This window comes from Paenibacillus eucommiae, from assembly GCF_017874215.1.
Lineage (GTDB): Bacteria > Bacillota > Bacilli > Paenibacillales > NBRC-103111 > Paenibacillus_AI > Paenibacillus_AI eucommiae.
This window is the reverse complement of sequence record NZ_JAGGLB010000047.1, coordinates 14010-26076: the sequence shown is the minus strand read 5'-3', so window position 1 is coordinate 26076 and position 12067 is coordinate 14010. Positions and strand designations below refer to the sequence as shown.

Annotated in this window: 13 protein-coding genes; 12 read left to right on the top strand and 1 reads right to left on the bottom strand. The window is 42.4% G+C overall.

Annotation, left to right across the window (positions count from 1 at the left end; all coding sequences use genetic code 11):
* Positions 1-57 precede the first annotated feature (57 nt).
* The 11 genes from J2Z66_RS38255 to J2Z66_RS43210 all read left to right on the top strand — a co-directional run bounded on the left by J2Z66_RS38255 (position 58) and on the right by J2Z66_RS43210 (position 8916).
* A complete protein-coding gene (locus tag J2Z66_RS38255; RefSeq protein WP_209978595.1) occupies positions 58-1773 on the top strand; it encodes an exo-alpha-sialidase in 1716 nt (571 codons plus the stop codon).
* Between the two features lie 76 nt (positions 1774-1849).
* On the top strand, positions 1850-2857 hold the full coding sequence (locus tag J2Z66_RS38250) for an S-layer homology domain-containing protein (protein ID WP_209978592.1): 1008 nt from the start codon (positions 1850-1852) through the stop codon (positions 2855-2857).
* Positions 2858-2870: 13 nt separating this feature from the next.
* Positions 2871-3770 (top strand): amidohydrolase family protein, encoded by a 900-nt coding sequence (locus J2Z66_RS38245; protein WP_209978590.1) that lies wholly within the window; start codon positions 2871-2873, stop codon positions 3768-3770.
* Positions 3771-3896: 126 nt separating this feature from the next.
* Positions 3897-4799 (top strand): ABC transporter permease, encoded by a 903-nt coding sequence (locus J2Z66_RS38240; RefSeq protein WP_209978587.1) that lies wholly within the window; start codon positions 3897-3899, stop codon positions 4797-4799.
* Positions 4800-4835: 36 nt separating this feature from the next.
* Positions 4836-5711, top strand: coding sequence for a carbohydrate ABC transporter permease (locus tag J2Z66_RS38235; RefSeq protein ID WP_209978585.1), 876 nt, complete (start codon positions 4836-4838; stop codon positions 5709-5711).
* Positions 5712-5957: 246 nt separating this feature from the next.
* Positions 5958-6548, top strand: a complete 591-nt coding sequence (locus J2Z66_RS38230; RefSeq protein ID WP_312894995.1) for a response regulator — start codon at positions 5958-5960, stop codon at positions 6546-6548.
* Positions 6549-6562: 14 nt separating this feature from the next.
* Positions 6563-6967 (top strand): helix-turn-helix transcriptional regulator, encoded by a 405-nt coding sequence (locus tag J2Z66_RS38225; protein WP_209978582.1) that lies wholly within the window; start codon positions 6563-6565, stop codon positions 6965-6967.
* Positions 6968-7042: 75 nt separating this feature from the next.
* Positions 7043-7381 (top strand): NAD(P)-dependent oxidoreductase, encoded by a 339-nt coding sequence (locus tag J2Z66_RS38220; protein WP_209978580.1) that lies wholly within the window; start codon positions 7043-7045, stop codon positions 7379-7381.
* Positions 7378-8142, top strand: a complete 765-nt coding sequence (locus tag J2Z66_RS38215) for an SDR family NAD(P)-dependent oxidoreductase (protein WP_209978578.1) — start codon at positions 7378-7380, stop codon at positions 8140-8142. Before J2Z66_RS38220 ends, J2Z66_RS38215 begins: the two co-directional genes overlap by 4 nt.
* 20 nt (positions 8143-8162) lie before the next feature.
* Entirely contained in the window at positions 8163-8513 is a 351-nt protein-coding gene (locus J2Z66_RS38210; RefSeq protein WP_209978576.1) for a cyclase family protein, read from the top strand.
* A 286-nt stretch (positions 8514-8799) separates the two neighbouring features.
* On the top strand, positions 8800-8916 hold the full coding sequence (locus J2Z66_RS43210; RefSeq protein ID WP_209978655.1) for a GNAT family N-acetyltransferase: 117 nt from the start codon (positions 8800-8802) through the stop codon (positions 8914-8916).
* Between the two features lie 68 nt (positions 8917-8984).
* Here the strand turns inward: J2Z66_RS43210 and J2Z66_RS38200 are convergent, their stop codons facing one another.
* Positions 8985-9416 carry a Gfo/Idh/MocA family oxidoreductase gene (locus J2Z66_RS38200; protein ID WP_209978574.1) on the bottom strand — a complete coding sequence of 144 codons (432 nt, stop codon included), beginning with the start codon at positions 9414-9416 and terminating at the stop codon, positions 8985-8987.
* Positions 9417-9660: 244 nt separating this feature from the next.
* Here J2Z66_RS38200 and J2Z66_RS38195 point away from each other — a divergent pair, with 244 nt between their 5' ends.
* Positions 9661-12003 carry an AraC family transcriptional regulator gene (locus J2Z66_RS38195; protein WP_209978571.1) on the top strand — a complete coding sequence of 781 codons (2343 nt, stop codon included), beginning with the start codon at positions 9661-9663 and terminating at the stop codon, positions 12001-12003.
* Positions 12004-12067: the final 64 nt, after the last annotated feature.

The window sequence follows — 12067 nt, the reverse complement described above, 5'->3', positions numbered from 1 at the left end:
TAGCGCACATATAAATTTATGTTGAAAGCAAAAACAAAAATATGGGAGGTTAAGTCAATGAGGAAAATCAGTTTTGTAGTTATGATAACGATGGTGATGTCATTTTTTATATCATTACAAGCTAGCGCTTATACAGATGTGAACAGAGCAGTCAATCCAGTTTTCGAAACAACGGTTGTTGAGGCAAACGAAAATACAGCTTTTAAAATGGCAAGAAACGGTGCAATTATCGAATTGAAAAATAACGAATTACTGCTAACTTATGACGAAATCAGCGATGTTTTTGATGACGCCTCGGGTCACGTTGTAGGTAAGATTTCCAAAGATGGCGGGAGAACCTGGGGGGATCGTTTTATTATCCAAGAAAACATCGCACAAGGAAATGTGACGAATCAAGGAATCGTCAGACTTAAATCAGGTGCTCTTGCATTGTTTTTCGCCTGGCTAGACGATTTCGAACACATCTCGTTGCATATGATACGTTCTTTTGACGAAGGAAGAACTTGGAGCGCTCCACTCAATATGACACCCTATGCCGGTTATCAAGTAACTGCTAATGACCGTGCTGTTATCTTGAGCTCAGGCAGAATTATTCTTCCTCTAGGAGGGAATACAGAAGCTATTCCGGGCAAGGTAGGTGCTTTCACCATTTATTCAGATGACGAGGGAGAGACCTGGGAATTCGGGGATTTTGTCAATCTGACAGAAGGCTACCCTGCTGAGCCGGTATTGGTTGAGCTCAAGGATCATCGAGTGATGATGTTGATTCGGACAACGCTGGGTCATATTTACAAAGCGTACTCGGAAGATGGGGGAATAACTTGGGGGGATCCAATAGAAACAGATTTGCAATCCCCGTATGCCCCTTACATGATTAAAAGAATACCGGATAATGGTATAGGGCCGTTGCTGCTTATTTGGAACAATTCCCCTACAGAAGAACGCAGGCCTTTAACGATGGCGGTTTCTAATGATGAAGGGGAGACATGGGAGAATTTCATTGATGTTGAACCGTTGAATGGAGTCATAAACGTTGCGTATCCATCTTTAACAACCTATCGTGATGAGGTTTTAATCACCAATTCGACAATTAAAATGCTTCCTAACGGGATTGACTTTACCTATTCGTTAAAGCTGCAAATTTGGAAATTGGCTGATATTACAGCAGGAACTGGGTTCGGAAATACAACTTCTTTAACGACTGACATTAGCTCGATCTCGGCAGGGGAGACATTCAAGGTGAAATACGGATTAAGCAGTGTGGCTGCGGCGGTATATGCTCAAGATATATCCTCGACCTATGATCCAACAGCCGTTGAATTCATTTCGGCAACGTCCCTCAAAACGGGAGTCAGCCTGCTTGAGACTGTTACGACTCCGGCCGGAAGCATTCAATTTGTTTTAGCCAGTACAGGACCAGGCAACGAGATCACGGGTCAAGAGGAAATCGTGGAACTCACCTTTAAATCGAAGCATGTTTCGCAAGTAACGACAGGTGAAATTAAGATCACTAGCGCTATCTTGGCAGACGCTCAAGGCATTGAATATTCAGCCGCATTGTCTTCCGTTAACATTCAAGTTACGGCTGGCATTTCTGGTGACATCAATCATGATAATAAAGTAACGATCGGTGATTTGGCCATCATGGCCGCTAATTACGGCAAAGATACGAGCAGTCCAGATTGGGAGCAAGTCAAACAGGCTGATCTGAATGGTGATGGTAAAATCGATATCGAAGATTTAGTGGCGCTGGCCAAAAAACTCAAAAAGTAACGGAACTTGACTTCCAAACAGGAGGAGGCTTCCTCCTGTTTGGAATAAGGTCTGAAGATAAGGAGGGAGCTTAGATATGCGTATACGGATCGTTTGGTTAATGATCGTTTTACTTTGTTTACCAAAGCTGTTCCTCGCAACGGTTAACGCTGAAAAAGCCCCTAACTTTTTACTGGCTGTAAATAAATCAGCTGAAGGAGAGGTTACTTTGACAATGAGCGGGAAAGACATCCTTGATTTATATGGGTATGAGGCCAGGTTCTCTTTTGATCCTGACAAGCTTGAATTATTGAAGGTCGATTCTAATCTGGATGGCTTTTCGGTATCTCCAATCATCCAAAAGAACGAAATTATTGTTGCTCATACCAAAATCGGCAATGTATCTGGAGATAGCGGGGATATGACAATCGGTACCTTGACTTTTAGGCTCAAGAAACATGGGGAAGCCACTGTGAAGTGGGAATCCATGAAGGTGGTAACCGATAAATTAAAGAGTACATCAACTATTGTTGGAAAAAGTATATCTGTCAGTAAAAATTTTGGAGATTTGGCTGGACACTGGGCTAGAGAAGATATTGAGCAGCTCGCTTTGATGGGGATTATCCAAGGTATGGATGAGGATCATTTCGTGCCGGAGGCAAAGGTGACAAGGGCACAATTTGCTGCGATGATTTCTAGGGCATTAAATTTGAAAGGGACAGCTGTTCAAAGTCCATTTACCGATGTACCGCCGGATGCTTGGTATGCAGGGGTCGTAAGCAGCGCATACTCTGCGGGGATTATTAAGGGAATAACGGACAGCAGCTTCGCTCCGGAGCAAGATATTACTCGAGAAGAAATGACGGTTATGATGATGAGAGCAGGCAGGTATGTGTCGGAGGGGACATTTAAGGAAACGGGATCAGTCAGTAAAATAACATTTATAGATGCACACTCTATAAGCGAATGGGCGATTAAGGATGTAGAGCTTGCTGTTCGTGTAGGCCTTATCAATGGCAGAAGCGATAATACATTCGTTCCGCAGTCGCAGGCAACTAGAGCGGAAGCAGCAGTTGTCATTAAGAGATTGTTATCCAAAATTTAAAGGAGGAAGTATTATGTTTATCGATATTCATGCACATGCATATAGAAAGCCAGTACCTTTTGTAGTCCAATTTTGCACAGCGGAAGAGTTAATCCAGCGATATGACGAGCTGGGGATTGAAAAAGGCGTCTTACTTCCGATTGTCAGTCCAGAAATTTATTTCCCGCAAGCCAACGAGGATATTCTGGATATGGCAGAGAAATATCCCGACAGATTCATTCCTTACTGTAACATCGATCCGCGTGCGTTAACCAATTCAGCAGAAGCTCCGCTTGATCGAGTGCTTTCCTATTATAAGGATAAAGGCTGCAAGGGGCTCGGAGAGGTTATGCTCAATGCAGAGCTAATGGATCCTTTGGTTCAAAATTTATTTCGACACGCAGAGCGTATAGGTCTTCCGGTAGTCTTTGACGGTTCCGACCAGAAGACTGGAGATTTTGGCTTGTATGACGACCCTGGCTTGCCGCAGTTGGAGCACACCTTGCAAAGGTTTCCGAATTTAATCATCTTCGGACATGGGCCTGTGTTTTGGGCGGAAATCGGACGCTTGGAGACTCCGGGAGAGAGGGCGATTATTTTTGATATAAAAGGTGGTCAGGTTGGCAGATTACCTAGCGGTCCGATCAAGGAAGAGGGTGTTGTGCCCAAGTTGTTCCGCAGGTATCCGAATTTGTATGGTGACCTCTCAGATTATACGGCTCACAACGCGATATCCCGTGATCCCGAGTACGGTCCGAAGTTTCTGACAGAATTTCAGGACAGATTATTTTTTGGTACTGATATTTGTACGAAGAATATGCCGGTTGATTTGGTCGATACGCTTATCAATTGGCGTGATACCAAAAAAATCAGTGAGACCGTATTTATGAAGATTTCAAGAGAGAATGCAGTGAAATTTTTTGGATTGAGTTAGACAAGACAGACGCCATCGAGTTTTTGAGACGTACGAACAGGATGAACACACGAGTAAAAAGCTTTCAATGGCAGAAAAGAAATGCCAATAAAGCGGTAATATACTCGGACAGAATGGGTGGAGCTAATGGGAAAGAAAGTAACGTATTTCGGTAAGCATTACCAAATCTATTTATTAATAATTCCTGCTGTAATCTACTTTTTTATTTTTAATTATTTACCTATGTTAGGGCTTTCACTTGCATTTCAAGATTATCGGTTTTCTAAAGGGATGTTTTTCAGTCCATGGGTTGGGTTCAAATATTTCCAAACATTCTTTGATTATTTCAATTCTTGGAATATTATTCGGAATACATTGATTATTAGCTTTTATAAAATTATTGTGTTTTTTCCGATTCCCATTATCTTTGCAATTATGCTTAATGAGATCCGGAACAGCTATCTTAAACGTGTGATCCAAACGATTTTTTATTTGCCCTATTTCATATCATGGGTCGTAGCCATAACGATTTTTCAACAATTTCTGTCTCTTGACGGGATGTTCAATCAAATTCGCGAATCCCTTGGATTAGAAGCCATCTATTTCATGAATGATCCAACCTACTTCTATCCGATCATGTTTATCTCCTATGTATGGAAAATGACAGGGTGGAGTGCGATTATTTATTTAGCTGCCATTTCAGGGATTGACCCTGAATTGTTTGAAGCAGCCAAAGTGGATGGCGCGAATAAGTTAAACAGGATTTGGCATATCACGATTCCTTCCCTTGTTCCCATAGCGTCCGTCTTGTTTATTCTAAGTCTGGCTTCCATGCTCCAAGCCGGGTGGGAGCATATATACCTCCTTCGTACTCCCGGTAATATGGATGTATCCGATATTCTGGACACGTATGTGATCCAACAAGGGTTTGCGAATGGGCAAATTGGTTATGCAACCGCGGTATCCTTGTTTCAAAGCGTTGTTGGCCTGGTATTTGTAGTGATCACAAACATGATCATTAAGAAGAAGAGCGATATTAGCGTGTTTTAAATTCTCAGGAAGTATAAGTTTGTGGAGGTCTTGGACATGAAGAAGCGCATATCACCGCTAGGGTTAATCAACGCGTTCATTTTATTGGTACTTGGCGCGATTACGCTATACCCTTTTTATAATGTATATGTTTATACCTTCAATGAAGGAATGGACTCCTTAAGGGCTGTACTGTATTTTTGGCCAAGGAAATTTACACTCGATAATATTACGAAAGCATTAATGCAAGACGGAATTATGTCCGCTTTTCAAATATCTTTACTGCGAACGATCGTTGGCACATTGTTGACTTTGATCTGCACCTCCTCATTGGCATATGCTATGACCAAAAGAAATATTAAGGGATATAGAGTGTTTTCGACCTACTTCTTTATCACTTTCATTTTTACCGGGGGGTTAATCCCTTTCTATATGACGATGCTGAAGCTTCATCTATACGATACCTTCTGGGTGCTCGTCCTGCCTGGGATTTACAGCTTCTGGTATATGGTTATCTTCCGCACCTTTTTTGATTCGATCCCGAAGGCTTTGGGGGAAGCTGCGGAAATAGAAGGCGCCTCTTTTATGCATATTTTTATTCGTGTAATGGTACCTCTCTCAAAGCCGGTATATGCAACGATCGGGTTATTCGCCGCCGTAAATTATTGGAATGACTGGTTTACAGGTTTGTTTTTTGTTAAGAAGCAATACTTGCTCCCGCTGCAGAGCTTACTTCAGAAAGTAATGAATGAAACTGACATGATCAGTAAATTCGGCTTGATGCTGGGTACCAATAAAGCAGCACAAACCGTTACACCTTATTCTATTAAATTAGCGATTGTTGTGATTTCGGTAACTCCGATCGTGGCGGTTTATCCATTCTTGCAAAAGTATTTTGTAAAAGGGATGATGCTGGGCTCGATTAAGGGTTAAATAAATGAATCTTATTGAGGTGTTCCGTTAAATTGATTTTATTTGAATTATCGAATTATTCTTTGGGGGGGGACGGTGCATATGAAGATCAGCAAGTATCGCTCTCTCCAAACACGATTAATTGTTTTCTTAGTTTTTACTATTCTCATCACCGTAGGTCCGACCATCAATTGTGAAAGGATGAGCTTGGCTATATTTTTCAAAGCTTTAATAGTATTCTCGAGGATAAAGAACTGCTGCTGAAAAATATGTATTCAAAAAAAGCTGATCCTTCAAGATACTAAAATTCGCCTGCTTTATTCGCAAATCAACCCTCATTTTCTATATAACACTTTGGATAATATCCGTTGGTTAGCTATGGGATTGAGTGGTGGAGAGAATCGGGTCAGCCAAACCATACAGAGCCTGTCAGACATCCTAAGAAATAGCGCAAAGACAGAATCAACAAATCGTTTATCTCGAAGAGGAAATGCTATTTTTGGACATGTACCGGAACATCCAGAAGGTCAGATATGGAAATCCACTGATCTATGTGTTGTGGAATTAGTGGATAATGGACGTAAAGTACTTGATTATCTGTCCAAAAATGATGTCGATATTTTGCTTCTGGATATTCAGATGCCAATTCTTTCTGGCTTAGAGGTGATGGAGACCATTTTTTTAAAGTATCCAATGGTGAAATCCATCATTTTTAGCGGTCATGCAGATTTTAAATATGCCCAACAAGCGATTTCATACGGTGTAACGGAACATATGCTCAAGCCGATCAATATATCGCATATATGCGATGTCTCGGTAAAATCAAAGAAAATCTGGATGCTCAAAGAGGGAGCGTAGAGATTCTCGCTAATTTGCAGCTGATCGAGCACTTGAAAAGCGGCTCCATTCAGGGCACAAGTCGAAGAAAACGAATCGTGGATTTGTCTAAAGAATGGATTGAACATCATTATTTCGAGGATTTTGGTTTGGATGGCATAGCGAATCAGTTTCAGATTAGCAAAGAATACTTTTGCTCCATTTTCAAGGAAGAAACGGGAGTGAATTTTATCCAATATCTTAAGGAGTTCCGTATGACGAAGGCTATTAGCCTGATGAAGGATGACCCGGCACTACGGATTTATGAAATTTCCGAAAGGGTAGGATTTAGGGAATCCAAATATTTCTGTCGGGTATTTAAAGTGCATTTTGGACAATATCCGGAAGAGTATCGGAAAAGGATAGCAACAATCGACTGGCGTAGTTCGACTTCTAGATGAAAGGGGCATCTTCATGTTTCTCAAATTTGAAACCAGCAAAGGCAAGAAAGCGCTCCGGTTTCCGCATTTCCCAACATGTCTAAGATGAAGGAGTCTTCCTTCCTGATCAATACTTCAAGAGGTGGAGTAGTGGTTGTGGAAGCATTAGAAATAGCTTTAATAACCCAACAGATTGCTGGTGCTGCACTTGATGTATTGGAAGAGGAACCAATCTCTCCACAACATCCATTGTTGAAGCTGAATCAATGTTTGATCACCAGCCACTGTGCGTGGTACTCCGAAGATTCTCTTGTACGGTTGCAACAATTTGCAGCCATGGAGATTTACAGGTTGTTTAACGGAGACAAGCCGAAACATATCGTAAACAAGATTGATACTCAGTTCTTTTATTTAACGAAGGAGGATAATCGATGAGAGGATTGCAGGGCAAAGTAGCTGTTGTGACTGGAGGAGCCCAAGGACTGGGGGAAGCGATAGCCTGCAGATTAAGTGTGGAAGGAGTAACTGTTTGGATATTGGATCTTGCTGAAGAAGGCAAAGATATTGCTGTCAATATTCAACATCATACTAATCATAAGGTGTATTTCGAACAAATTGATATTTCTGACGAAATTCAGGTCCAAGCGGTTTTTAAAAAAATTCAAGAGCATTCCTCCAGCTTGGATATATTAGTCAATAACGCAGCTGTATTTGTATTCAAAGGTGTCGAAGCGACAGTAGAGGAATGGAAGCAAATAACCGATATCAATATTGTCGGAACCTCCTTAATAACCAAATATGCCCTTCCATTGCTGTGCAAAAAAGTTCAAGGATCGATTGTCAATATTTCTTCCATTAGCGGATATGTGGGTCAAGCTCATTATGCTACTTATAATGCAACAAAATTTGCAATTAGAGGGCTTACCAAGTGCTGGGCCATTGACTTGGCACCTTATTCAATTCGGGTCAATACGGTTTGTCCCGGATATATTTGGACGAAAGCGTTTGATAGTTACTGCATGAAATTCGGACTTGATGTCCAGTTGGAGAATGAAAGAGTTTCAGGACTTCATATCCTCGGAAGACAAGGACGGCCGGAAGAAGTGGCAGCAGCAGTGGCATTCCTGGCATCCGATGACGCAACCTTTATTACCGGAGCTGATCTGATGGTAGATGGCGGTTATACTGCATTGTGACTATGAAGGGAGAGATATAGATGTTTGAAATACTGTCTTATCCGCTATCTGAGCATGATCCTGGTTGGCCGGGTAACTTTAAGATGAAAACGGAACCCTCGACCTTGATCTCGAAAGGTGAAGTTGCGAATCAATATATCATAACGCTTCATAATCATTTTGGTTCTCATATGGATGGCGCAAAACATTTTAATGATAAGGGACCGCGGCTTTCCGAACTTCCTTTGGATACCTTTATCTATAATCAGCCATTGCTTCTTGATATCCCTAAGACATTCGGAGAAAAAGTGTTTGATTCCGACTTAAGACCTCTTGCAGAAAAAATAAAAAAAGCAGATTTGCTTATGATTAGAAGTTTGGTTGGCATATAGGGCCGTTACACAGGCATCAAAACGACGGATATCGCTACGTGCCGTGAACTTTTCCGAAATCTACCGGAAGTAGATCCTCTTTTCCAAATTATTTACAGAGGATTAGATACCTTTGATATCGCATGTCATTATGACATTACGAGAAATTTAGATGGTATGTTTAGCTGCACCAGTGACTAGCCTCTTCGATGCCTTCTCCAGTTTGGGTTGATCCTATCGGACTATTGACCTTTTTTGGCCGGATCATTACTTTATGTGATTTTGGGTCACGCCTTATCCAGCTGAAATCGGGTTTGATTTAGCAAAGGAATATTGGAGAAAAGGAATTATGCAAGAAACATTGAAGCCTGTAATAGCTTTCGTCTTCAAACGCCCCCTTCGTTCCTTGCAGCTCGTAATTTAAGTAATTGCAAGGACGTGGAGAAGAAAAGTCATTACGCAAATAGATCGTAATCCCTTGTTTTGTACGAATCAAAGAGAGGCAGGAATCCCCTGTTTCCAATAATCAGGCTGTGCCCCGGGATGAGAGGGCCCGAATATTTCATTGAAATAGCCGCTCTGGTAAGCTGTCTTGGATACGATTGTCATGATGTAATCAAAGGAATCGCTGCGATTGATGCCCAGCCACTGTGACACCGGCTCCAAAGAATGGGGAGGATAATTGTTGCCATTATAGTGCTGCAGCAGCTTTCCTCTCCAAAGCAAATTGCCATTTGAATCATGAGTTGAGTTGCGAACGTCGTGTCCATAACCGCATTCTGCATGGGTCAGCTCTCCGAATGCTCCTGTCTCTACCATATGCCTGACCATTATATTCGTTCTGCTATAGCAGAAATTTTCGGCCATCATATTAGTCATACCCGTCTGTTCTACGGTTTCTACGAGTTCCCAGCAATCCTCCAATGTATGGGCAGCCTAAACCTCAGACAAAACATGCTTGCCGGCTTTCATTGCGCTAATGGCTTGCTACGCATGCAGCAGCACTGTCTTGGATAGGTTACAGCGTCCACATTCGGGTCGAGCAATGCGTCTTCGTATCGTTACGGGTATTAGGAAATGATTGAATGGGGTCTATTCCCAATTATTCATGCTGAGCTTATTGACAAAGGGGGGGGGGACAATTCTAAACAAGTTGTTCGGTTTTGTTATGAAAAGGAACTTTTACTTTAAATTACTTATTTACACCTCGCTTGTCGCCCTGCTGCCCATATTAATAATCAGTTTTATCTTGTACCGCAACACCACGCAAGTGATGCAGAAAGAATTGCAAACAACCAATGAGGCGTACTTGAAACAAACGGCCAATGCGATGGAACTGATCATTAGACAGATCACCAACAGTTTTCAGCAGACGGTTCTGGACGGGACGATCAAGGAGTTTGAAATTTTTACGCTGGGAAGTTACTACGAGTCGCTTACCGGTGATTACAACACGGACGATTTGCGTAATCTTCATATGTATTTGAACAGCAAATCGAAGGCACAGTGGTATTTGGATGTGCTGAGGAATTCGAATGAATTCATTCAATCGGTTTATTTTTACGACAATGCCAAAAACATCGTTTTAACCGGGGGAATGCAGTATAAGAAAGATTCGTTCCATGATAATGACTGGAGCCTGAGTACGGAAGGAATCCATGTCTATCCGGCAATCAGTGAAATCCGTGAAGCCCGGCAAAAAGAGGGCAATTTCAAACAGGTGATATCCGTCATTTATCCGACGCCTACGACGAATAATTACATCGCAGTCAATCTGGATGTGGAAAAGCTCTGCAGCGATATTTTTCAGAAATTTTTTCGCGATGGCAACCATACCGTTTTTGTATTATCCGAAAGCGGACAGCTCATGTTCAATGATCGTGGCAACGAAATAAACGTAACAATAAGCAAACACCCGGTTCTGCAGAGGAACATCAAAGAAGGTGCACAACATTCTTATGAAGTGGAACTTTCCGGCAATCGGAGCTTTGTTACCCAGATGAACTCAGAGCTGTTGGGCTGGACATTTATTAGCGCTATTGCCATCGACGATCTTTACGTAAGCGTAACCAAAATTAAGAAATTGATTACATTTACTGCCGTATTGTTGATCGCGGCGACAGCGCTGCTCGTATTTGTCACGTCAAGAAACATCTATAATCCCATTTTCCATCTGCTCTCCTTTATCAAACGTAACAACGATGATACGGGCGAATATCCGCAGCGCAATCGCTCGATCGGTGAATTGAAGCTGATTCATAGCAGCTTGCAGGAAGCGTTCGAGGAACGGACGAATTTACAAGCGCGGCTGCAAGAAAGCTTGCCGGCCTATAAGAAGATGTTCATTCACTCGTTGCTGCGTAATAATACCCTCAGCCGCGAAGAGATTGCCGAACGGATGCGTATGCTGAATGTGCGAATCGAACTCGAAGGTCTGTTGCTGATGGTCGTTTCGGTGAAAGAACGGGAAGTAATGGATGTCGAGCGCATTCATCTCAACAAGCTGCGTATTGCAGACATCATCGATGCCAACATCCCTGCCGGAAATAATCGTATTGTAACCGAGTTGATCGATGAGCTTTTTGTTGTGATCATCAACTGCGATCCTAGTCAGTTAACGGCCATGTTCGGATTAGCCGACCGCATCGTTCAGGATATCAAGACATTGCCAGGCATTAACGGCACCATTGGCATTGGGGGGTATTGTCATCAATTAAGAGACTTACCCAAGGTGTTCGAACAGGCCAAGGAAGCGCTCCGCTATCGAATCGTGTCCGGGGACATGGATGTCATTTATATCGAAGATGCCAGACTGAAGGACATACCCGTGCTGGACTATCCGAGAGATAAAGAAATCGCGTTAAACAGTTATGTTGTGAACGGTGAAGCGGAGCAAGCAAAGCATATGCTTGCCGAAATGGTCAAAGATATAAAAGCGCAGCATCATAAAGTGGATTTTCGCCAAGTGCAGCAAGCATTTATTCGTCTGCTTGGCAGTTTGATGGAGTCGGCAAGCGGGCTTCGGCTCGACATTAATAAAGTATTGCAGCGACAAACGAATTTGTATGATGCGTTGCTGCGCAAGGACGAGGTGGAGGATATTCGGATATGGTTCGACGACATTATCGTTCAACTGACCACTTATATCGGAAAAGCCTTTGTCGATAAAAACAACAAGTACGTTCAGCAAGCGATTCACCTGTTGACCAAGGAATTTCATGACAACATCTCACTCGCGTCAGTCGCTGAACAACTGCAGTTAAGCCCTTCCTATCTGAGCCGCATCTTCAAGGAGCATACGGGACAATCGTTCTCCGATTATGCGATGGCGGCACGGGTCGAATATGCGAAGAAGCTACTGATCGAGACGAATCTGATGATTAAGGAGATCGGTCAGCGCATCGGGTATCATACAACCAATTATTTCATCAGGGTGTTCAAGGAAGTGACGGGCGTGACTCCGGGAGAGTACCGGAAAATGCATGAAACGAAGAATACTACAAGAGAGTAAAAGTGTCACTATTATGATGTGTTCAATAAAATCACTATCCATATCATGACTTTGCTGATTTCGT